Annotated in this window: 17 protein-coding genes and 2 pseudogenes; 12 read left to right on the top strand and 7 right to left on the bottom strand. The window is 61.7% G+C overall.

Features of this window, described 5'->3' with window-relative positions; genetic code table 11:
- Positions 1-45: 45 nt before the first annotated feature.
- Positions 46-990 carry a LysR family transcriptional regulator gene (locus tag IE093_RS07310; protein ID WP_189467677.1) on the top strand — a complete coding sequence of 315 codons (945 nt, stop codon included), beginning with the start codon at positions 46-48 and terminating at the stop codon, positions 988-990.
- Positions 987-2,300, top strand: a complete 1,314-nt coding sequence (locus IE093_RS07305; protein ID WP_229803350.1) for a glycosyltransferase — start codon at positions 987-989, stop codon at positions 2,298-2,300. The genes IE093_RS07310 and IE093_RS07305 overlap by 4 nt, the downstream gene beginning before the upstream one ends.
- Before the next feature lies 1 nt (position 2,301).
- Here IE093_RS07305 and IE093_RS07300 read toward each other — a convergent pair whose 3' ends face one another.
- The 3 genes from IE093_RS07300 to IE093_RS07290 all read right to left on the bottom strand — a co-directional run bounded on the left by IE093_RS07300 (position 2,302) and on the right by IE093_RS07290 (position 5,321).
- Entirely contained in the window at positions 2,302-3,003 is a 702-nt protein-coding gene (locus tag IE093_RS07300) for a TVP38/TMEM64 family protein (RefSeq protein WP_189467675.1), read from the bottom strand.
- Between the two features lie 105 nt (positions 3,004-3,108).
- Positions 3,109-4,044, bottom strand: coding sequence for an ABC transporter substrate-binding protein (locus tag IE093_RS07295; RefSeq protein WP_189467673.1), 936 nt, complete (start codon positions 4,042-4,044; stop codon positions 3,109-3,111).
- A gap of 101 nt (positions 4,045-4,145) precedes the next feature.
- A complete protein-coding gene (locus IE093_RS07290) occupies positions 4,146-5,321 on the bottom strand; it encodes a TauD/TfdA family dioxygenase (protein WP_189467671.1) in 1,176 nt (391 codons plus the stop codon).
- A 113-nt stretch (positions 5,322-5,434) separates the two neighbouring features.
- Here IE093_RS07290 and IE093_RS07285 point away from each other — a divergent pair, with 113 nt between their 5' ends.
- On the top strand, positions 5,435-6,313 hold the full coding sequence (locus tag IE093_RS07285; protein WP_189467669.1) for a LysR substrate-binding domain-containing protein: 879 nt from the start codon (positions 5,435-5,437) through the stop codon (positions 6,311-6,313).
- Here IE093_RS07285 and IE093_RS07280 read toward each other — a convergent pair.
- Positions 6,244-7,119 carry a M90 family metallopeptidase gene (locus IE093_RS07280; RefSeq protein ID WP_189467667.1) on the bottom strand — a complete coding sequence of 292 codons (876 nt, stop codon included), beginning with the start codon at positions 7,117-7,119 and terminating at the stop codon, positions 6,244-6,246. The two genes, IE093_RS07285 and IE093_RS07280, sit on opposite strands and share 70 nt — an antisense overlap.
- A 9-nt stretch (positions 7,120-7,128) precedes the next feature.
- Positions 7,129-8,700 carry a bifunctional GNAT family N-acetyltransferase/carbon-nitrogen hydrolase family protein gene (locus tag IE093_RS07275; protein ID WP_189467665.1) on the bottom strand — a complete coding sequence of 524 codons (1,572 nt, stop codon included), beginning with the start codon at positions 8,698-8,700 and terminating at the stop codon, positions 7,129-7,131.
- Between the two features lie 235 nt (positions 8,701-8,935).
- On the opposite strand from IE093_RS07275, the gene IE093_RS07270 reads away from it, so the two are divergent.
- The 8 genes and pseudogenes from IE093_RS07270 to IE093_RS22755 all read left to right on the top strand — a co-directional run.
- Positions 8,936-10,108, top strand: a complete 1,173-nt coding sequence (locus IE093_RS07270) for an ABC transporter ATP-binding protein (RefSeq protein WP_189467663.1) — start codon at positions 8,936-8,938, stop codon at positions 10,106-10,108.
- Positions 10,105-11,391 carry an ABC transporter substrate-binding protein gene (locus tag IE093_RS07265; RefSeq protein ID WP_189467661.1) on the top strand — a complete coding sequence of 429 codons (1,287 nt, stop codon included), beginning with the start codon at positions 10,105-10,107 and terminating at the stop codon, positions 11,389-11,391. Before IE093_RS07270 ends, IE093_RS07265 begins: the two co-directional genes overlap by 4 nt.
- 44 nt (positions 11,392-11,435) lie before the next feature.
- A complete protein-coding gene (locus IE093_RS07260) occupies positions 11,436-12,323 on the top strand; it encodes a carbohydrate ABC transporter permease (RefSeq protein ID WP_189467659.1) in 888 nt (295 codons plus the stop codon).
- Positions 12,324-12,342: 19 nt separating this feature from the next.
- Positions 12,343-13,194, top strand: a complete 852-nt coding sequence (locus IE093_RS07255; RefSeq protein ID WP_189467657.1) for a carbohydrate ABC transporter permease — start codon at positions 12,343-12,345, stop codon at positions 13,192-13,194.
- 64 nt (positions 13,195-13,258) lie between these two features.
- Positions 13,259-15,010, top strand: a complete 1,752-nt coding sequence (locus IE093_RS07250; protein WP_229803348.1) for a transporter substrate-binding domain-containing protein — start codon at positions 13,259-13,261, stop codon at positions 15,008-15,010.
- Positions 15,007-16,419: a sigma-54-dependent transcriptional regulator gene (locus IE093_RS07245; protein WP_189467654.1), complete on the top strand. Its 1,413-nt coding sequence runs from the start codon at positions 15,007-15,009 to the stop codon at positions 16,417-16,419. The genes IE093_RS07250 and IE093_RS07245 overlap by 4 nt, the downstream gene beginning before the upstream one ends.
- 346 nt (positions 16,420-16,765) lie before the next feature.
- Positions 16,766-18,046 carry a dicarboxylate/amino acid:cation symporter gene (locus IE093_RS07240; protein ID WP_189467652.1) on the top strand — a complete coding sequence of 427 codons (1,281 nt, stop codon included), beginning with the start codon at positions 16,766-16,768 and terminating at the stop codon, positions 18,044-18,046.
- A gap of 64 nt (positions 18,047-18,110) precedes the next feature.
- A pseudogene (locus IE093_RS22755) lies at positions 18,111-18,200 on the top strand (carbohydrate ABC transporter permease); the annotation flags it as partial.
- Positions 18,201-18,513: 313 nt separating this feature from the next.
- Here IE093_RS22755 and tnpA read toward each other — a convergent pair.
- A pseudogene (tnpA, locus tag IE093_RS07235) lies at positions 18,514-18,819 on the bottom strand (IS200/IS605 family transposase); the annotation flags it as partial.
- Positions 18,820-18,845: 26 nt separating this feature from the next.
- On the opposite strand from tnpA, the gene IE093_RS07230 reads away from it, so the two are divergent.
- Complete coding sequence (locus IE093_RS07230) at positions 18,846-20,066, top strand: RNA-guided endonuclease InsQ/TnpB family protein (RefSeq protein WP_189467651.1); 1,221 nt, start codon at positions 18,846-18,848, stop codon at positions 20,064-20,066.
- An 87-nt stretch (positions 20,067-20,153) separates the two neighbouring features.
- Here IE093_RS07230 and IE093_RS07225 read toward each other — a convergent pair whose 3' ends face one another.
- Positions 20,154-21,143 (bottom strand): IS481 family transposase, encoded by a 990-nt coding sequence (locus tag IE093_RS07225; RefSeq protein ID WP_189467649.1) that lies wholly within the window; start codon positions 21,141-21,143, stop codon positions 20,154-20,156.
- Positions 21,144-21,228 lie beyond the last annotated feature (85 nt).

The raw sequence follows: 21,228 nt of genomic DNA, 5'->3' as shown, positions 1-21,228 counted from the left end.
CTAAAGTGAAAGCTATTCTTGCTTTCAAGTGGATAATAGGTGGCCATGACCCAATTCGACGATCTGGCTTTCTTCCAACGCTTGGCCCAGTGCGGTAGCCTCACGGCCACGGCCCGCGAGCTGGGGCTGTCGCTATCGGCGGTCAGCAAACGTCTGAAGCATCTTGAGGCGCGATTGGGCGTCGAACTGGCCAGTCGCACCACGCGCCGGCTGACACTGACCGCCGAAGGTGAGCTGTACCTAGCCCGTGGTGCCATGATCCTCGATGAGCTCGGCGAGTTGGAAGAGACACTGGGCGATCACCAGGCCGAGTTGACCGGCCGGCTTCGAGTCAATGCCACCTTCGGTTTCGGTCGTCGCCATGTTGCACCACTGCTGTCGTCCTTCTGTGCTCGACACCCGCATCTGGATGCCTGGCTGGAACTGACCAACTTCCCGCTAAATCTCAGTGATCATGGGTTCGATATCGGCGTTCGGGTGGGCGAGCCTCCCGATTCACGGTTGGTAGCGCGGCGTATTCTGACGAACCGCCGGATCTTGTGCGCCGCTCCCGCCTATCTCGCCGGAAGGACCATGCCACGGCATCCTGGCGAGCTGGCCGGCCACCAGTGCCTGGTGCTGCGCGAGAACGACAGCGACTATGCGTTGTGGCGTTTCGTGCGCCGCGACGGCGGCGGGGATGAGCGGGCGATCAAGGTCGGCGGGCGCCTGGCCAGCAACGATGGCGAGGTGATTACCCGCTTGGCCTTGGATGGTCACGGTATCATGTTGCGTTCCTGGTGGGACGTGCATGAATATCTCGCCAGCGGACGGCTGGTCGAGCTGTTACCCGAGTGGCAGGGGGTGAGGGCCGATTTCTTTGCCGTCTACGATCAGCGCCGCCATGTGCCGGTACGCGTTCGGGCTTTCATCGCCTATCTTGAGGAAGCGATGGCCGGCCGAGTTCCGCCACTGCCGCTCGTCCCGCAGCTAAGGGAGTCCCTGGTGTGAATATCTTGATGTTCACCAACACCTATTCCCCCATCGTCGGTGGTGTCAGCGAGTCCGTCCAGCGGCTCAAGACTCGTTTGCAGGCCGAAGGCCATCGCGTGTTGGTGGTGGCGCCCAAGATGAGTGGCCAGCCACGACGGGAAGACGATGTCGTTCGGGTGGCGGCTGTCCAGCATTTCAATGGCAGTGACTTCTCGCTACCGGTACCGATCCCCGGCCAGCTTTTCGAGGCGATCGAGGCGTTCGATCCCGATATCATTCATTCCCATCACCCCTTCCTGCTCGGCGATACGGCGGCGCGTGCCTCGGAAACCTACGGTTTGCCGCTGGTCTTCACCCACCACACGCTCTATGAGCATTACACGCATTACGTGCCTGGCGATTCGCCGCGCATGCAGCGATTCGCCGTGGCCCTCTCCACCGAATACACTCGACTGTGCGAGGCGGTGATCGCTCCTAGCGAGAGCATTCGCGACCTGCTGCTGAGACGTGGGGCCAACGTGAATGTCACGGTGGTCCCCAGTGGGGTCGACACGCGGCGTTTCGCCCGGGGTGACGGTACCTTGCCACGTCATCAGGAAGGCATTCCGCAAGATGCCTATGTGATCGGTCATGTCGGTCGGCTGGCCAAGGAGAAGAATCTCCCCTTCCTCGCCGACGCCGTGGCACAACTGCTGGCGCGGCGCCGCGATGCGCATTTCCTGGTGGTCGGGGACGGCGATGCCCGTGAGTGCATGCAGCGTGAAGCGGAGCGGTATGGCGTGGAGTCACGTTTCCATTTTACCGGCCGATTGCAGGGGCAAGCCTTGATCGATGCCTACCATGCCATGGATGTCTTTGCCTTTGCATCGCATAGCGAAACCCAGGGCATGGTGCTCGTCGAGGCCATGGCGGCCGGCCTGCCGGTGGTGGCAGTGACGGCGTCGGGGGTGCGCGAGGTGCTGCAAGATGGGGGAAACGGCCGCTTGCTGATACATGACGACAGCGTGGCCATGGCCATGGCGCTGGAGGAACTGGCTGATCCCGATCGTCGCCGCTCCATGCGTTTGGCGGCTCATGAGATGGCCGCCGCATTCGACGAGAGCCGCTGCGCGGCGCGTTGCCTGGAAGTCTATCGTCGCGCCATCGCCATGGGGGGCGCGTTCAGCCATGCCGATGACAGTACCTGGGAGCGGGTGCGCAGCCGCCTTGGCGCCGAGTGGCACCTGCTGCGTCACCGCGGTCGCGTGCTGCGCTCGTTGCTGCAGGAAACGCGTGAAGAGACGCGACGCTTGCGCGAGGATGACGAAGAATCGAACGTGCCCAAATAGATCATGGCGATTCGCCGCGATGCTTACGCTTGCGCTGGCGCCAATCGGCGTAACGCTTCAGCCCATATAGCAGCGCAACGCCCAACAGGATGCCGCCCGCCGCCCACATGAGATCCTGTCGGTCGTCGGCGGTGACCAGCGAGCCGAGTTGGCTGCTCAACAGGATGATGCCGGCAAGCCCCGGGACGATGCCGATCAACGATCCCAGCAGGTAATCGCGAAAGCGCAGGTGGAAGGCGCCGGCCAGCATGTTGGTCAGGGTGAACGGCGCCAGGGGCAGCAGACTGATCACGGTCATGGTGCGTATGCCCCGGCCAGCGAGATAGCGCGACAGACCGACGAGGCGCTTGCCGCCGTGACGCAGCAAGGCCTCGCGTCCCAGGCGCCGCCCCACCCAATAGGTGAACACCGACGCGGCGAGCGTGCCGGCCAGGGAATAACCGAACCCCCACAGTGGCCCGAACATCAAGCCCGTCAGCACCACCAGCAGGCTCAGCGGGAACATCACTAGCGAGGCTCCCGTATAGGCGGCCATGACGATAAGGACCGCCCAAGAGCTATCCCGCCAGGCTAGCGAACCCTCCAGCAGGGTCTGAAGAACCTGTACATCGAGCAGATTTTCCATTGCCAGCCATTGCCACAAGATGCCCAGGGCAGCTAGTACGGCAAGCGCCCCGAGGACGATGGCGAGAGGTCGGGACATGGGTGAAGGGGTCCTGTGCAATGTCATGTGGCTATAGCATACGAACAACGCGCTCCCCGGCCAATGGCCGGGGAGCGTACATGACGGGATGCGGTGACCCTCGGCTTATTCCTGGAGGCTGGCCTCGACGACCGGCCAGGCGGGATCGCCATCGGTGGTGGTGACATCGGCGAGCATCGCTTCGACGCGTTCGGCATTGTCGCGTATCCACTCGCCGGCCACCTCGTCGGCGTCGCGTTCCTCGTGGCCGAACTCGCGGATCATCCAGCTCTGTTCCTCGGCGCTGAAGGTGAACCGCTCGAAGAAGGCTACCAGGTTGGGGTTGGCTTCGGCGTAGTCGCCGCGCACCAGTGTCAGTACGTCGCTTTCGCCATTGTTCTCGCCAAACAGGTCCTGGGAGTCGTCGAGATAGCGCATCGGCAACTCCAGGTTCATCCAGTGCGGCGTCCAGCCGACCCAGACGATGGGTTCCTGGCGAGAGATGGCATCGCGGGCGGCGCTGAGCATGCCCACGGTGCTGGTATCCACCAGGCGCCAGTCGCCGAGCCCCCAAGTGTCGTCGTCAATGGCCTTGTTGAGGATCTCGCTGGCGGCTGAGCCGGCACCGAAGCCGTAGATCTGGCCGTTGAACATATCGCGGTTTTCGTCGAGGTCGGCGAAGCTCTGGATGCCCGCTTCATAGGTGTAGTCGGGCACGGTAAGGGTCATCTGGGCGCCGTCGACATTGTTGGCCAGGCTGACGATGGCACCGCTCTCTTGGTGTGGGGCGAACATGTCGCGTTGTGCCGGCATCCAGCCGCCGAGGAAGACGTCGATGTCGCCACTGTCCATCCCTTGGTAGATCACCTGCAGGCCTAGTTCGTGGGAGCGAGTGTCATAGCCCAGGGGAGCGAGCAGTTGTTCGGCGATCCGGGTCTTGACGGTGATGCCCGGCCAGGCGGGGACACCGAAGTCCAGGGTGGCATCGTCGGCATGGGCCGAGGCGGCGAGGCCGAAGGCCAGCGGCAGGATCACGGAAGCCTTGGTCAGGGGGAATGTCATGGGGTTCTCCTCTTGTCATGGAAGCGGTACGCCGGCTCGGATGTTGTCGTGAGTCGCGAATTGGCGGCCGGCGCGTGAGGCAGTGAGCGGCGCGATGCGGTTCATGAGTGGCGGGAGAGCACCCGCAGCCGCGATTCGAGCATGTCGCGGTCGAGATAGGTGCCTTGCAGGTGGCGACGCCCGGTATTGGGGTCGAAGGCACGCCGGCCGTGCAGCACGCGACGGTTGTCGAAAGCGATCATCTGCCCCGGTGCCAAGGCGAACTCGAGCTGATGGCGCGGGTCGTGCAGCAAGTGCCAGAAGTGGCGGTAGGCTTCGTACCAGGCATCGACTTCATGGGCCGGTAGGCGCAACGTGTCGCGGATCCAGTTGTTGAAGCGCACTTCCACCACCTTGCCATCGGCATCGCACTCGAGGATGGGCGCGCACACGCCGATATCCTGGCATTCGTCCTGAAAGCGGAAGTCGACCGGGGTCTCGCTGAGAATGCGAAAGGCCTCCGGAGCGTCGCGACGCAGCACCTCGGCGACCTGGAAGCCATCGGCGAACAGCGACTCGCCACCTTGGGCACCGTTTTCCAGACAGTAGAGCAACTGGATGTCGGGCGGCTGGCGCCAGTTGGGCAGGTCGGTGTGCAAAGTCAGGCCGATAGCGGTATAGGCGGCGTTGTTGGGATTGGGCTTGGAGCGCACATCGAAGCGCGCACCGAAATTGGTCGAGCGCAGCGGCCCGATGCGCGTGGCAAGACGGCTGACCTCCTCGTCGGCCAAGGGGCCGTCTTCGAGCAGCACCAGCCCGTCGCGCAGCAGCGCCTCGAGCCAGGCCCGCTCCCCAGTGGCACCGGTGATGAATTCGGCATGCGTGATGCGCTCGGGGTGGAAGCTTTCGCGCCAGGGGCGCCGCATCGGAATGACGTCACGGCTTGGCTCACCAGGGCGGCGTTGATGAAGCCAGCCGCCATCGAAATGGCTCTCGTGTCCATCGGCCCACACCAGTGCCAGGTGGCCATTCTCGATTCGCGCATCCGGGGCGGTGCAGATCTCCGCGAGCGGAACGTACAAACGCTCACGGGTCTGGGTGTGGCGGCATTCCTCACAGGCGCAGTGATCGCGCAGCCAGGACAGCGGGAAATGGGCCTGCTGGCCATCGCGCCAGGTGAGCGTCACGCGTGCGCCGCTGGCCAGCACGTCTCGCAGTCGGGGAGCTTGGGCATAGGGAGATAGTTCGCGCATGTCCAGCGGCGGTTCGTGAGCGGCGTCGGAAACGGCGACGTGCATCCAATTCTCCTGTTGGCGATGACGAGTGCCCGACAGCATGGCGTTTGGTGTCGGGGCTGACAAACGATTAATCTGGCCCCTATGCCCAAGCTGAACTTATGACAGGCTTTCTCATGACTGCTTTGCCTCCCTTGCTGTGGCTGCAGGCCTTCGAGGCCGCGGCACGCACCCTGAGCTTTACCGCCGCCGGTCATGAACTGGGTGTGACCCAGGCGGCGATCAGCCAACGCATCCGTCTGCTCGAGGATCGCCTGGGCCAGAAGTTGTTCGTACGCCATCCGCGCAGTCTATCTCTCACCCCGGCAGGCCAGGCTTGGCTGCCGAGCATTCACGATGCCTTTGCGCGGATCAGTGAAGGCACCAGCGAGGTATTCGGTAGTACTTCGGAGAGTCCGGTGACGCTGCGCACTACCCCCGTGATACAGCAGAACTGGCTGGCGCCCCGGCTGCTGGCCTTCCATCGCGCCCACCCGAGTATCGCCGTGCGCTTGGTCAGTGCCATCTGGCCGGATGACTTCGGGCCAGAGGGTGCCGATCTGGAAATTCGCTATGGGCGTGGCGAGTGGTCGGGCGTGGAAGCGGTGTCGCTGGGCGGCGAAAGTATGTTGCCGGTGTGTGCGCCGACACTGGCGGCAGGGCTTCGCGAACCGGCGGACCTTGCCGGTCACACCTTGTTGCACGCGGTGGGCTTCGCCGTGGGCTGGCCGACGTGGTTGGAGCAGGCCGGGGTGGCGGGGCTCGAGCACCACTGTCCGGCACTGACTTGCGACAACCAGGTGATGACGCTGGCCCTGGCCAGCCATGGAGGAGGTGTGGCCCTGACTCACCGGCGGCTGTTCGAGAGTTGCGATGACTTGGTGGCACCCTTTGCCTTGGAGGTGCCCAGTGAGGAAGGATTCTGGCTGGTGCGTCCTGGGCGGCGTCAGTCGCGAGAGGAGTCGTCGCTGCTCTGGGAATGGCTGGTCGAGGGGCTCGAGGGCGACTCGGGCTGATCCGCCGTGGCCGCTTGCAGGCGTGCGAGCGGGTCCTGGCGGAAATAGCGGGCGAGTAGCGCATAGAGCTCGGGGTAGGCCTCGGCGAGAACATCCGGCGCGCTGAAGAAGTGTTCGCAGCACACCGCATAGCACTCGCCGGGGTGACTGGCGGCGTAGTCGTCGATCGGCGTCTCCTCACCGCGCGCTAGCCGGGCCTGTAGGTCGTCCCACAACGCGGTGAAGATGCGGTGCCACTCGCGTGGGTCGATGTCGCGTGGCAGCGGTGGGAAGCCGTCGATGTCGCTGGCGTTGCCCATGTCGAGCTTGTGGGCCAGTTCGTGGATCAGCACGTTGAAGCCGGTCCAGTCGCCGCTTTCCATCAGGTCGGTGAAGGAGACCACCACCGGCCCCTGGTAAGAGGTCTCGCCGGCGCGCTCGTCGACGTATTCGTGCATGACGCCGAATTCATCCATCTCTTCCACTTGGCGCTGGAAAGAATCGGGTAGCACCAGGATCTCGTGAACGTTGGCGAAGGCCTCCTGGTGTTCGTGATCGCGCCAGTTCAGTGTCAGCAGGCAGGCCTGGGCGGCCAGCGCAAGGCGAGCCGGCAGGTCGAAGTCGGTGGTTTCCGCCAGGTCGGGGTGCAGGGTCAGGCGCTTGGAGTGGGCAAAGTGCCAGGCGCGGCGGCCCAGACGCGCTGCCTCGTCGTCTGACAACGCAGCGAGTAATGGAATGCGGTCACGCGCCTCGGCCCAGGCCGCGTTCGGAAACGGGTGGCGGGCCTCGAAGCGTTCGGCCCGCCAGCGGCGCCATTTATCGAGCATGGTTGAGCCTCAATTGTCTTCCTGCCTACCTCCGGATTTCCATGACCAGTCGCGCCAGCGCACGTCGAACAGGTCCTGGCGGCGGTCCTTGAGATTGGTCACCGAGCCTTCGGCGCGCACTACGGTCAGCCGCGTCAGGTCGAGATCCGAGAACATGATCATTTCGGTGTTGGGGGTGGTCTCGGAGAGCACGGCGTCATGCGGGAAGGCGAAGTCCGAGGGCGAAAACACTGACGACTGGGCGTACTGGATATCGAGGTTCCTGATCGACGGTACGTTGCCAACGCTGCCGCACAGTACCACGTAGCACTCGTTCTCGATGGCCCGCGCCTGGGCACAATGGCGTACTCGCAAGTAACCGTTCTTGGTATCGGTCCAGAAGGGGACGAACAGGATGTCCATATCTTGGTCAGCCAATAGCCGCGAGAGTTCGGGAAACTCCACGTCGTAGCAGATCTGGATGCCCACGCGCCCGGCATCGGTTTCGAACACACGCAACTCGTCGCCGCCCTCGATCACCCAGTCGCGGCGTTCCTGGGGAGTGATATGCAGCTTGGACTGGGATTCCAGGGTGCCGTCGCGATGGCACAGGTAGGAAACGTTGTAGAGACGCTCGTCCTTACCGACCTCGATCATCGAGCCGGCCACGATGTTGATGTTGTAGGACACCGCCATGCGTGACAATTCGGTCTTGAACTGCTCGGTGAAGCCGGCCAGGTAGCGGATGGCGGCCAGTTGGTCCTGCTGGGCGGCGCGGTCCTGCAGACCCATCAGTGGAGCGTTGAACAATTCCGGGAAGACCGCGAAGTCGCTCTGGTAGCCGGACAGGGCATCGACGAAATACTCCACCTGCTGCAGCACTGCCTCCACCGAGGCGAATTCGCGCATCTGCCACTGTACGGCACCGACCCGCACTTGGGTGGGGCGGGTCTCCAGCACCCGCTCGGCGGGTTCGTAGAGGATGTTGTTCCACTCCAACAGGGTGGCGAAGCCCTGGGACTTTTCGTCCTCGGGCAGGTACTTGCGCAGCAGCCGCTTGACCTGGAAGTCGTTGGCCAACTGGAACGACAGGATGGGGTCGTGAATCTCCTTGCGTGACACCTTGTCAATATACTCGGTCGGCGAGAGCTCGTCGGCGTACTGGTGATAGTTGGGGATGCGTCCGCCGGCGAGAATCGCGCGCAGGTTCATCGAGCGGCACAGTTCCTTGCGTGCCTCGTAGAGGCGGCGGCCCAGCCGATAACCGCGGTAGGCGGGATCGATCAGCACGTCGAGTCCGTACATGGCATCGCCGTCCGGGTCATTGAGGATGGTCTCGCGCTTGCCGATCAGGTCGTCGTACTTGTGCGGGTTGGAGAACTCGTCGTAGTCGACCAGCGCGGTCAGGGCCACGCCGACGATGGTTTCGTCGTCCTCGATCACGATCTGGCCATCGGGAAACTCGCTGATCAGCTTGTCGATGGTGAGCTTCGGCCAGGCACCACCAATATCGTCGTAGACTCGGTCCATCAACGTCTTGAGCTGTGGGTAGTCGTCCGACGTCAGGTTGCGCAGATTGAGGTGCAGGTCGTCGAGGGACATGAGCGTGTTCCTGATCGAGAGTGATGGCGCATTCTATCATGGGCCCCGAAAGCGCTAGGAGGCCCCGCAGACGTCATCCCCTTGTCATCATGTCATCACTCGACGGTAATAGGTGGCAACGACGATAAAAGCGAGAAAACGCCACCTGAGTGACTACGCTTGAGGAAAGCAGGGATGACCGATATGCCGTATCCAAGCAATGTGATCGGCGATTGCAATCGATACCAGGCAAATCATGATCGATAACAACAGCCAGCGTATCCGACTGGAAGGCGTCAGCAAGACTTGGGGAAACGTGCCTGCCGTGGACCAGGCGTCCTTCGAGGTGATGCGGGGGGAGTTCGTTATCCTGCTGGGGCCATCCGGTTGCGGCAAATCCACCACACTGCGCATGATCGCTGGCCTCGAGCGGGTTTCCAGCGGGCGTATTCACATCGGCGAGCGCGATGTCACCACGCTGCCGCCAGGAGACCGCGGCATCAGCATGGTGTTCCAGTCCTATGCGCTGTTTCCGCACCTGAGCGTTGCCGACAACATCGTCTTCGGTCTACGCAGCCGCAAGGTGCCCAAGCCGGAGCGGCGTGAGCGGCTCGACAAGGTGGCAAGGCTGGTCGGCCTCGAAACCTATCTGGATCGCAAACCGGCGCAGCTTTCCGGTGGTCAGCGCCAACGCGTGGCCCTGGCCCGAGCGATTATCTCCGAACATCCTATCTGTCTGATGGATGAACCGCTCTCCAACCTGGATGCCCGGTTACGCGGCGAGATGCGTCGCGAGATCAAGGCGTTGCAAAAACGCTTGGGCATGACGGTGATCTACGTCACCCATGATCAAGTGGAAGCCATGAGCATGGGGGACCGGGTGATCCTGATGCAGGACGGACGCCTCGTGCAGGATGGCACGCCCGGCGATCTCTATAACCGCCCGGCCACCGCATTCGCGGCAAGCTTCATCGGCAGCCCGGCAATGAATCTGGTGCCGCTAGTCGACAGTCGCGATGGCGCCATCATCGATGGCGAGCTGCGTTGCGCCATTGCCCCCCATGAGGCCGCCGGCTGTCAATTGGGCATACGGCCCGAGGATATCCACGTGCAATCCGCCACGGCTCCCGGTGTGCCGGCTGAAGTGCTCGATGAGGAGTATCTGGGTGCCGATACCATCGTGCGTCTGCGAGTCGGCGCCCAGGAGTTGCGCGCCCGCCTCCCCGGGGTGACATCCTTGGGCAGCCAGACAGCCTGTCGCCTGCAATGGATACCGGCGGCGGCGCATTTCTTCGCCACCGAGGATGGGCGCCGTGTCGATCTCCAAGGTTACGATTTCGCGGCCGCCTGTGGCCGTGACTTACAGCAAAACGAGGCTCGGACCTCGACCGCCCATTACGGGACCAATCCTCCAGGAGTGAACCCATGAGCTCGCGTCTTCCCCGCACACTAAGCGGCCTGGCCGCCGCTGGCCTGCTGATGGCCGGCCAGGCATCCGCCCAGGATCCCATCGAACTGACCATGTATTACCCAGTGGCGGTTGGTGGCGCCCTGACCGAAGTGATCGATGGCCTGGTCGCCGACTTCGAGGCCGAACATCCGGACATCTCGGTGGATGCCATCTACGCCGGCAACTACGACGACACGCGGGTGCGCGCGATGTCGGCGGTCGAGGCCGGCGACGCGCCGCAGCTCTCGGTGATGTTTTCGATCGACCTCTACGAGCTCATCGAACAGAATGTCATCGTCCCCTTCGACGACCTCGTGCAGAACGGCGAGGAAGGTGAATGGCTCGACAGTTTCTATCCGGCCTTGATGGAAAATGGCCGGCTCGACGGTAAGACCTACGGCATTCCCTTCCAGCGCTCGACCATCGTCTTCTACTGGAACAAGGATGCCTTCGAGGCGGCGGGCCTCGACCCCGAACGCCCCCCGGAGACCTGGGAAGAGATGGCCGAGATGGGCGCCGCCATTCGTGAGGCCAGTGGCGGTGAGCAGTGGGGCGTAATGGTGCCTTCCACTGGCTACCCCTACTGGATGTTCCAGGCATTCTCCTTCCAGAATGGCCACCGGCTGATGAGCGACGATGGTACCGAGGTCTATTTCGATGATCCTGCAGCCATCGAAGCGCTGGAATACTGGGTGTCACTGGCCGAGGAGCATGAGGCGATGCCAGACGGCACTATCGAATGGGGTACGCTGCGCCAGAACTTCATCGAAGAGGCCACGGCCATGATGTGGCACAGCACCGGCAATCTCACCGCGGTACGCAACGAAGCCGACTTCGACTTCGGCGTGGCCATGCTGCCCATGAATACCCAGCGCGGCAGCCCCACCGGCGGCGGCAACTTCTATATCTTCAAGGATGCCAGCGAAGACGAGCAGCGTGCCGCCATGACCTTCATCCGCTGGATGACGGCACCGGAACGCGCCGCCACCTGGTCGATCGAGACCGGCTACATGGGCGTGAGCCCGACGGCCTACGAAACCGAGGCGCTGAGCGATTATGTCAAGGAGTTCCCGCCGGCGGCGGTGGCTCGCAATCAGCTCGAGCACGCCACCGCCGAACTCGCCACCTATCAGGGTGGCCGGGTGCGCCGCGCGCTCGACAACGCCGTGCAGGCGGCCCTCACCGGCCAGATGACGCCCGCCGCAGCGCTGGCCCAGGCCCAGCGTGAGGCGGACGCGGCGCTGCGGCGCTACGCACGCTGAAGAATTAGGGCGCCGGGGGCAGGTCAATGAGGAGGTCATTTGCCATGGTGATCCAGACTTCCGATCGGCGCCTGCAGGTCTACGGCGCGCTGTTGCTGCTGCCGGCGGCGGTGCTGCTCGGCACCTTCGCCTACCTGCCGACCGTTGCCACCCTGATCAACAGCCTGTTCCTGCCCGGCTTTCGTGGCGCGCCACCGGAATTCGTCGGGCTCGAGAACTATGCGCTGCTGATCGAGGACCGTACTTTCTGGAAGGTCGCGCGCAACAATCTGCTCTATGCGCTGGGTACCATTCCCACCGCGATCGCCCTGGCGCTGGGCATGGCATTGTTCGTCAATGGCCGCTTGCCGGGGCGCGGCCTGGTACGCATGGCCTATTTCACGCCGACCGTGCTGCCGATGATCGCCGCGGCGAATATCTGGATGTTCTTCTACGCGCCGCAGATCGGGTTGTTCAACACGCTGCTGGGCACGCTGGGCATCACTGGCCCGAACTGGCTGGGCGACCCCAGCGTGGCGTTGACCTCGGTGATCGTGATGACGGTATGGAAGGAAGCCGGCTTCTTCATGATCTTCTACCTGGCAGCGTTGCAGAGCATTCCACCAGAGCTCGAGGAAGCCGCCGACCTGGAAGGCACCAGTCGCTGGAGCTTCTTCTGGCGAGTGACCTTCCCGCTGCTGATGCCGACCACGCTGTTCGTGCTGATCAATGCACTGATCAACGCGGTGCGCGTGGTCGATCACTTGTTCATCCTCACCAAGGGCGGGCCCAACAATGCTACCAACCTGTTGCTCTACTACGTCTACGAGAATGCCTTCTCGTTCTTCGACCGCACCTACGCCGCCACCATTACCGTGGTGATCCTGCTGGTGCTCGCCGTGGTGGCGACGATCAAGTTCCGTGTGCTCGACCCCCGCACGCACTACCAGTGACGACCTCGAGGAACGGGCCATGACCACGCCAACCGCTACTGCAGCCACGACCCTGATACGCGACTTGGTACGGTTCCCAAGCTTGGAGACCACCGCCGCTTGGCTGCTGGCGATCGTGTGGATCTTCCCGCTGCTGTATGCCGTATGGGCAGCCTTCCATCCCTCGGAATTCATGGTGCGCTTCGACCTGCTGGCGCCGCTGACGCTGGAAAACTTCACCAACGCCTGGAACCAGGCGCCGTTCGCCCGTTATTACGTCAACACCTTCCTGCTGGTCACCGGCATCGTTGCCGCCCAATTCGTGGTCTGCACCCTGGCCGGCTTCGCCTTCGCGCGCTTCCCGATTCCCGGCAAGGATGTCCTGTTCATGCTGGTGCTGATCCAGCTATTCGTGTTTCCCGAGGTGCTGATTGTCGAGAACTACCGTATCGCCAGTTCCCTGGGGCTGGTCGACACCATCGCAGGCATCGGCCTTCCATATGTGGCCAGCGCCTTCGGCATCTTCCTGCTGCGCCAGACCTTCAAGACCATCCCCCGCGAACTGGAAGACGCCGCCCGCGTGGAAGGCTGTGGCTGGATGGCGGTGCTGCTCAAGGTCTACGTGCCGCTGGCCAAGCCCACCTACCTGGCCTACGGCCTGGTTTCGATCAGCCACCACTGGAACAATTTCCTGTGGCCGCTGGTGGTTACCAACTCGGTGGAGAGCCGCCCGCTGACGGTGGGGCTGGGGATCTTCTCGGCACCGGAAACCGGCGTCAACTGGGCCACCATCAGCGCCGCCACACTGCTCAGCATCGCTCCTCTGCTGGTCGCCTTCTTGCTGTTCCAGCGCCAGTTCGTGCAATCGTTTCTGCGGGCGGGGATTCGCTGAGCTGGAACGCACGCTCGCCGCATGGCAAGGTAAACGACTTGCAGGATTTTAGGATTTAGTTGACTTGGCTCGTGCTAGCGTGTCGGCCATCGATGTAATGGCCTTTCCCTTACTTCCCTTGTTACGCCATGCGATGGGCTGCCTGCTCGGGCTGGTCCTGTCCCTGGTGGACGTTACCGATGTTGCCGCCCGTAGTCACGCCGCTGGTGAGAGAAACGTCATCATCGTCGGCGGCGACCACAACTATCCGCCCTACGAGTTCATCAATGAAGAGGGGCAGCCGGACGGCTATAACACCGACCTGACCCGGGCCATCGCCGAAGTGATGGGGGTCGACGTCGAGATTCGGCTGGGGAACTGGGCAGAGATACGCCAGCTCCTCGAGGCCGGAGAAATCGACGTGTTGCAGGGGATGGCCTACACGCCGGATCGCACTAGCCGATACGATTTCTCTCCGCCTCACGCCATCGTTCATCAGTCGGTCTTCGCTCGCAAGGGGCAGGCGGAAGTCACCGATTTGCAGGAACTACGAGGCAAGGAGGTGATCGTGCAGGAAAGCGGCGTCATGCACGACTTGATGTTGCAGAACGATGTTGGCGCTCGGCTGATTCCGGCGGATACCCATGCCGATGCCCTGCGAATGCTGGCATCGGGCAAGCACGATTATGCGCTGGTGGCGAACCTGCCGGGACTCTATCTGGGACGCGAACTGGAACTCTTGAACATTCAGCCGGTGGGCAAAACCTTTGCTGCACGGCGTTACGGCTACAGCGTTGTCAAGGGCCAGGAGGAGTTGCTGGCGCAGTTCAGCGAAGGCTTGGCGATTCTCAAGAACACCGGGCGACAGCAGGCGATCTACGACCAGTGGTTGGGTCCGTTGGAGAAGCCGGGAGTGCCCTGGAAGAAGATCGGCCAGGGCGCCGCAGTGGTATCGGCGGTGTTATTGCTGGTGCTCGGGGGTATCGTAATCTGGAACCGGATGCTCACCCGTGAAGTCGCCCGACGCGCGCAGGAGTTGCAAGTCCAGCAGCAGAAGCTGATCCAGGCCGACAAGATGACCTCCCTGGGGGTTCTGGTCTCGGGGGTTGCGCACGAGATCAACAACCCCTGCAGCCTGGTGCTGATGAACCTGTCGATGCTCAAGGAGGTGCTTCGTGACAGTGAGGAGGCATACGAAGCATTTTTTCAGCAGCACGGCGATTTTGTGCTTGGCCGCTTACCCTATAGCCGGATGAGTAAAGAGATACCGCGGATGTTGGAGGATATCTCCACCGGTGCCCAGCGTATCCGCCGGATCGTCGACGACCTGCGTGATTTCGCCCGGCAGGGGCCGGTCGACCTGAGCGAGTCGGTGGATCTCAATGAAGTGGTGGCCGCCGCCATCCGCCTGGTCGACAGCACTATTCGCAAGTCCACCGACCATTTCCAGGTCCGCTACGACGAATCGGCGCCGCGGTTCCGGGGCAGCGCCCAGAAAATCGAGCAGGTGGTGATCAATCTGATCGTCAACGCCTGTCAGGCGTTGGACTCCCGCGACAATGCCATTTCCGTGGCTACGCAATATGATGCTGCCAAAAATCGGCTGTGTCTCGAAGTGCGGGATGAAGGGCAGGGCATCGAACCGGAAAACCTCTCGCGGCTCAGCGATCCCTTCTTTACCACCAAGAGGGAGCAGGGCGGCATGGGGCTCGGCCTCTCGGTATCCCTGAGCATCGTACAGGAGCATGGTGGCACGCTGGATTACGACTCCGAGCCCGGCAATGGGACCCGCGCCGTGTTTTCATTACCGATCAACCCGGGAACTCTATTGGAATGAGCAGTAATCTCTATCCGGCCTTCGGCGTTTTGCTGGTCGACGACGAAGCCTCGTTTCTACGCAGTTTCAGTCTGATATTGGAGACTCAGGGGGGGATTAACCATCTCTACCAGTGCCAGGACAGTCGCGATGCGATGCAAGTCATCGCCGAGAATCCGATTGGGCTGGTGCTGCTCGACCTGACCATGCCACACCTGTCCGGTGAAGCGTTGCTGCAGCAGATCGTTGAAGAGCACCCGGATATCGGCGTCATCATCATCAGCGGGCTGAACCAACTGGAAACTGCGGTTAACTGCATTCGCCTCGGTGCTTATGACTACTTCATAAAAACGACGGAGGAGAACCGCCTGCTCGATGGCATTCATCGGGCGATCCGAATGCAGGAAATGCGGCTGGAAAACCTGGAGATGCGCCGGCGGTTTCTCAGCGATACGCTGGATCGGCCGGAGGTGTTTGCCGACATCATTACCCGGGATAAGGGCATGCGCTCGGTGTTCCAGTACCTCGAGACGGTGTCGGCAAGCAGCCAGCCGGTATTGATCACCGGCGAGAGCGGGACCGGCAAGGAGGCGATCGCCCGGGCCATCCACACGTTGAGTGGACGCAGTGGGCCGCTGGTCTGCGTCAATGTTGCCGGCCTTGACGACAACATTTTCGCCGACACCCTGTTCGGTCATCACCGCGGCGCCTTTACCGGCGCCGACAAGGCTCGGGCGGGCATGATCGATCAGGCTGGCGGTGGCACCCTGTTACTGGACGAGATTGGCGACCTCAGCCTGGCTTCGCAGGTAAAGCTGCTGCGTCTGCTCCAAGAGGGCGAGTACTATCCCCTCGGCAGCGACAGGCCCAAGCGTATCCATGCCCGGGTGCTGGTGGCCACCCACCAGGACCTGGACCAAAAGCAGCGCGATGGCGGTTTCCGCAAGGATCTCTATTACCGCTTACGCACTCACCAGGTGGAGTTGCCGCCGCTGCGCCAGCGCCAGGGTGACATCCCGCTGTTACTGGATCACTTCCTCGCCGAAGCCGCCGAGGAACTGGGCCGGGACAAGCCTCCGGTACCCAAGGAACTGCCGGCACTGCTACGCAACTATGCCTTTCCCGGTAACGTCAGGGAGTTGCGCGCACTCTGTTTCGACGCCCTCGGCCGCCATCGTGGGGGCGTGCTGTCAATGGAAGTGTTTCGCCGGGCGGTTGGGCAGGAAGACGCGATACTGGAGCCCGAAGCGGATACTGCGATGCCCCTCTTTGCTCCCGATCAGCCGTTGCCGACCCTACAGGAAGTCGCCGATCAGCTGGTGGCCGAGGCGCTGAAGCGGGCGCAGGGCAACCAGTCCCGGGCCTCGCGTCTGCTGGGTATTTCCCAGCCGGCATTGAGCAAGAGGCTGAAGAAGTCGCAGTCGTCCTGAGAGTGGTCCTGAGCTGGCCTTCTCCTTCCCCATAACCAGGGTTATAGCTATAACCCTGGTTTGCTATTTTCATAACTCATTGAATATATAGCCGATTTTCAGGAATCGGCGTGCCATTCCATTACCTTGGTTATACCTTCCTGGTCGACTTCAGCCCCATTCTTCCTTCCGGTTAATTTTTTTAAAAACAATAACTTACACTGTATTTGCATGGGTTGGCACTGTTCTTGCTAGATAACGGTCAGGGATCGAGCTCTGGCGGGCTACTCACTGGCCCGCAGTGTCGCCGTCCGTCGGCGCTTGTCGCCCAAGCTGATTGACCACAACGACAACGAAAGAGAAAACCATGGAACATGTAACTATAGAGACACGTCGTGCCGGTTTCTGGAGCAAGTTGGCACTCTGGAAGAAAATCCTGATCGGAATGGCTCTGGGGATGCTGGTGGGGGTGATTTTGGGCCCCGATGCCGAGCTGTTGAAGCCGATCGGAACGCTCTTTATCAACGCCATCAAGATGCTCATCGTGCCGCTGGTGTTCTGCTCGCTGGTGGTCGGCGTCACCTCGATGCAGGACACCCGCAAGCTGGGACGCATCGGCTTTAAGTCCCTGGTGCTCTATCTCGGCACCACCGCCGTCGCGATCAGCATCGGTCTTGGCATGGGCACGCTTTTCTCGCCAGGCGAGGGCGTCAATATGGTGGCGGCCGACAGTGCCGTCGCCGCCAAGGAGGCGCCTACTCTGGTCGAGACGCTGCTCAACATGATTCCGACGAATCCGGTCGATGCGCTGGCAACCGGCAACATCCTGCAGATCATCGTATTCGCTCTGGGATTGGGCATTGCGTTGAACCTGTGCGGTGAGAAAGCGAAGCCGGCCGTGCAGGTGTTCGAAAGCCTGGCGGAGGGCATGTACAAGCTGACCGAACTGGTGATGAAACTGGCACCCTACGGCGTGTTCGGCCTGATGGCCTGGGTGGCCGGCACGTACGGCATGGACATCCTGCTGCCACTGATCAAGGTGGTTGCCGTGGTCTATATCGGTTGTGTCATTCACGTGATGGTGTTCTATTCCGGCCTGGTCAGTGGCCTGGGGCGCCTGAATCCGATGCGCTACCTCAAGGGCCTGATCAATCCGGCTGCGGTGGCTTTCACCACGACCAGCAGCGCCGGAACCCTGCCGGCCTCCATTAAAGCCGCTGGAGAGGAGATGGGCGTCTCCAAAGGGGTCTCCAGTTTCGTACTGCCGCTGGGTGCAACCATCAATATGGACGGCACCGCTCTCTACCAAGGGGTCTGTGCGCTGTTCATCGCCCAGGCATTTGGCGTCGACCTGGCGTTCTCCGACTACCTGCTGATCATCATGACATCCACCCTGGCATCAATCGGTACTGCCGGCGTACCGGGCGCGGGCCTGATCATGCTGTCGTTGGTCCTGACAACCGTCGGCCTGCCGATGGAAGGTCTGGCGATCATCGCCGGTATTGATCGCATCCTGGATATGGCCCGTACCACCGTCAACGTCTGTGGTGATCTAATGGTGTCGGTCCTGGTGGGTAAGAGCGAAAATGAGCTCGACGAGAGCGTCTATAACCGTTTACGCCCCGCCGCCCAGCCCAGCGCTGCCTGATTCACCCTAAGGGAGATGCACGTTACGCCGTGTATCTCCCAACTCTCGAGAGTCGGCCGTTCGTACACTGCTTAGCATTGCCCCGCTACTGGTCGCCTTCCTGCTGTTCCAACGCCAGTTCGTGCAGTCGTTCCTGAGGGCGGGTATCCCCTGATTCAGGTTGAGCAGTGACCAATGGTAGGCTGCATCGCTTTGCAAAACGTTAGGGGATTCGGTTAACTGAAACCTCAAGTCCGATCAAGTCGCTGCCGATGATCGTATAGGGACAAGGTGCACAGGGACTGTCGCAGGGTGGCGTAGCCACCGACCTGCAAGGCAGGGGCGGTAGCGTATCTCAAGCAAGTCATGTCAGAAGGACGAGATGCAAGCGCACCACTGCACTCAGCGCTTGATCAATTGCGCGGCAAACCTCGCCCTTCAGGGCGGGGAAGGATAGCGCGGACGGCGTAGCCGTCCTTGACTTTGCCTCAGTGTGGTGTTTGCTGCTGCTCGATGTATTGGCGGATGACCTTGATAGGTGCGCCGCCACAGCTACCGGCGAAGTAACTGGGCGACCACAGCGCACCGCTCCAGAGCTTTTTGCGGATGCTGGGGTGGTTCTGCTTACGGATCATGCGGCTGGAGACACCCTTCAGGCTGTTTACCAATGCAGATACCGCGACTTTTGGCGGATAGTTCACCAGCAAATGCACATGGTCATCCTCGCCGTCGAACTCCACCAGTTCCGCCTCGAAGTCGGCGCAGACGCTGGCGAAGATACTGCGCAAGGCGTCGAGGATTTCCTTGTATCATAGACGACATGCAACGTATCCAAGCCTTCAAATACGAGCTCATGCCCGACGGCGACCAGCAGCGTCAGATGCGCCGCTTCGCGGGCTCATGCCGTTTCGTGTTCAACAAGGCGCTGGCGTTGCAGAAAGATAACTACGAGACTGGCGGCAAGTTCATTGGCTACGTCGCGATGGCCAAGCAACTGACGGCCTGGCGCAATGACGCCGAGACGGCGTGGCTGAAGGATGCGCCCGTTCATCCGCTGCAACATACCCTCAAAGACCTCGAAAAAGCCTACAAGAACTTCTTCGAGAAGCGCGCCGACTTTCCGCGCTTCAAGCGCAAGGGGCAAAGCGACAGCTTTCGCTACCCCGACCCGAAACAGATCAAGCTCGACCAGGCCAATGGCCGTATCTTCCTGCCAAAGCTGGGCTGGCTGCGCTACCGCAACAGCCGGGAAGCGCTGGGCGAATTGCGCAACGCCACCGTCAGCCAGAGTGGCGGCAAGTGGTTCGTCAGCATTCAGACGCGGCGCGACGTTGAACCCCCGTTCCCTCAAGGCGGCGCGGTCGGCATCGACATGGGTATCGCCCGCTTCGCCACGCTCTCGGATGGTACGTTCTACGCTCCGCTCAATAGCTTCAAGCGACACGAAACGGCCTTGCGCAAGGCGCAGCGGGCGATGAGCCGCAAAACCAAGTTCAGCAACAACTGGAAGAAGGCGAAAGCCCGCGTCCAGAAGATTCACTCCCGCATCGGCAATGCCCGCCGCGACTACCTGCACAAGACCACGACCACGATCAGCCAAAACCACGCGATGGTGTGTATCGAGGACTTGCAGGTGCGGAACATGTCCAGGTCTGCCAAGGGCAGTGCCGAACAACCGGGAAAGCAGGTTCGGGCCAAGTCCGGCCTGAACAAGTCCATCCTCGATCAGGGCTGGTTCGAGTTCCGCCGCCAACTGGATTACAAGCTGGCGTGGAACGGCGGGCATCTCATCGCCATGCCGCCGCGGAACACGAGCCGGACGTGTCCGTGCTGCGGCCATGTGTCGGCGGACAACCGCCGCGCGCAGGAGAGGTTCGCGTGTGTTGAATGCGGCTTCGAGGAAAACGCCGATCTGGTCGGCGCGATCAATGTGCTAAGGGCGGGACACGCCCGGTTAGCCTGTGAAGTGAGCGGTGAGGTAATGCCGCCAGCAGCAGGAACCCACCGAAGCGACTCAGTGGCGGCTCAATGTCGCGCCTGAGCGCCGTGGGAATCCCCCGCATTCAGGCAGGGGAGGATGTCAAGTGCCTACTGTCCGCCAATCATATAAAGGAGTTAGAGATTGGAACTACTTGTCTGGTCCCGGATGATTAATTACTCGTTTATGAAATAAGTCTGGCCGCATCTCCTGCCACTGCTTCATGGCATCAATCGGTGACTGATGATGCAGCGCCTTCTGAGCAATGTGGTGATTGTACAGCCAGCAATAGCGTTTCAGCGTTTGCTCCAGATCTTCTCCTGACACATACCGCCGTGTTGCCAGGACGTCACTGATACGCCCATTGAAGCGCTCGACCATGCCGTTGGTCTGTGGCCGCCCCGGCTTGATCAGGCGATGCTGGATGCCATGAGCCCGGCACATTCTGTCGAAGGGATGCTGGCCGCTGGGTGTCCGTTCGCCCGCACGGGTGAAGCGGTCTGTGAAGGACTTGCCGTTGTCAGTCAGCACTTTCTGGACCTTGAACGGCGCCTTTTCGATCACTCGCTTCATGAAGGTCCGCGCATCCTGAGCTGACTGACTACGCCGCACTTCCAGGTAAACCCAGCGCGTGGCGCGATCGATGGCTACGTACAGATAGCGCTTCCGCTCCTCATCCGGCATCTGCGGCAGGTGCTTGATGTCGACATGCACGAATCCCGGCGCATAGTCCCGAAAAGGCTTGTGCGTCGGCTGAGTAGATTCACCCGCGTCCTGCCGAGCCAATTCGGCGAGCGTCGGTACCTCACGCCGCTTCAACAGGCGATGAAGCCCAGAGCGCGAGAGGCGAGGGTTCAGAAATTCACGCGCGACCACCAGCAGGTCATCGAGGCCAAGCCGTAAGAATTCCCGGGCGGCAATGAGCACCTCTTCCTGCTCGGGCGTCAGCGTGGCCAGCAGATTATGCCGAGTATGCGAGCGATCATGGGTATCCTGGCGAAGCCGCCAGCGTCGAACGGTAGTGTCAGCGACACCGTATTTCCGTGCCAGCTCGCTATTGCTGATGCTGGGTGGTGCACCCTGGATCTCGGCCCGGATCTTCGGCGTGGTGGTCGCCTGCTTATGCAGCTTGATGTCCATATCCTTGCTCCCGAATGACCTGGTGAAGAAGCTCCTTGGCTGCCAGCAAAGGATAGCTTCTATAGCTCAGTCGATCATCGGGGAC

Source organism: Litchfieldella qijiaojingensis (genome assembly GCF_014651875.1).
Classification (GTDB): Bacteria; Pseudomonadota; Gammaproteobacteria; order Pseudomonadales; family Halomonadaceae; genus Litchfieldella; species Litchfieldella qijiaojingensis.
The sequence above is the reverse complement of the archived record's forward strand: the minus strand, read 5'-3'. Positions and strand labels throughout refer to the sequence as shown.

Coding starts and splice junctions, on each gene's coding strand:
- IE093_RS07310 (WP_189467677.1), top strand. CDS start 46: ATGACCCAATTCGACGATCTGGCTTTCTTCCAACGCTTGGCCCAGTGC.
- IE093_RS07300 (WP_189467675.1), bottom strand. CDS start 3,003: ATGTCCCGACCTCTCGCCATCGTCCTCGGGGCGCTTGCCGTACTAGCT.
- IE093_RS07295 (WP_189467673.1), bottom strand. CDS start 4,044: ATGACATTCCCCCTGACCAAGGCTTCCGTGATCCTGCCGCTGGCCTTC.
- IE093_RS07290 (WP_189467671.1), bottom strand. CDS start 5,321: ATGCACGTCGCCGTTTCCGACGCCGCTCACGAACCGCCGCTGGACATG.
- IE093_RS07285 (WP_189467669.1), top strand. CDS start 5,435: ATGACTGCTTTGCCTCCCTTGCTGTGGCTGCAGGCCTTCGAGGCCGCG.
- IE093_RS07280 (WP_189467667.1), bottom strand. CDS start 7,119: ATGCTCGATAAATGGCGCCGCTGGCGGGCCGAACGCTTCGAGGCCCGC.
- IE093_RS07275 (WP_189467665.1), bottom strand. CDS start 8,700: ATGTCCCTCGACGACCTGCACCTCAATCTGCGCAACCTGACGTCGGAC.
- IE093_RS07270 (WP_189467663.1), top strand. CDS start 8,936: ATGATCGATAACAACAGCCAGCGTATCCGACTGGAAGGCGTCAGCAAG.
- IE093_RS07265 (WP_189467661.1), top strand. CDS start 10,105: ATGAGCTCGCGTCTTCCCCGCACACTAAGCGGCCTGGCCGCCGCTGGC.
- IE093_RS07260 (WP_189467659.1), top strand. CDS start 11,436: ATGGTGATCCAGACTTCCGATCGGCGCCTGCAGGTCTACGGCGCGCTG.
- IE093_RS07255 (WP_189467657.1), top strand. CDS start 12,343: ATGACCACGCCAACCGCTACTGCAGCCACGACCCTGATACGCGACTTG.
- IE093_RS07245 (WP_189467654.1), top strand. CDS start 15,007: ATGAGCAGTAATCTCTATCCGGCCTTCGGCGTTTTGCTGGTCGACGAC.
- IE093_RS07240 (WP_189467652.1), top strand. CDS start 16,766: ATGGAACATGTAACTATAGAGACACGTCGTGCCGGTTTCTGGAGCAAG.
- IE093_RS07230 (WP_189467651.1), top strand. CDS start 18,846: ATGCAACGTATCCAAGCCTTCAAATACGAGCTCATGCCCGACGGCGAC.
- IE093_RS07225 (WP_189467649.1), bottom strand. CDS start 21,143: ATGGACATCAAGCTGCATAAGCAGGCGACCACCACGCCGAAGATCCGG.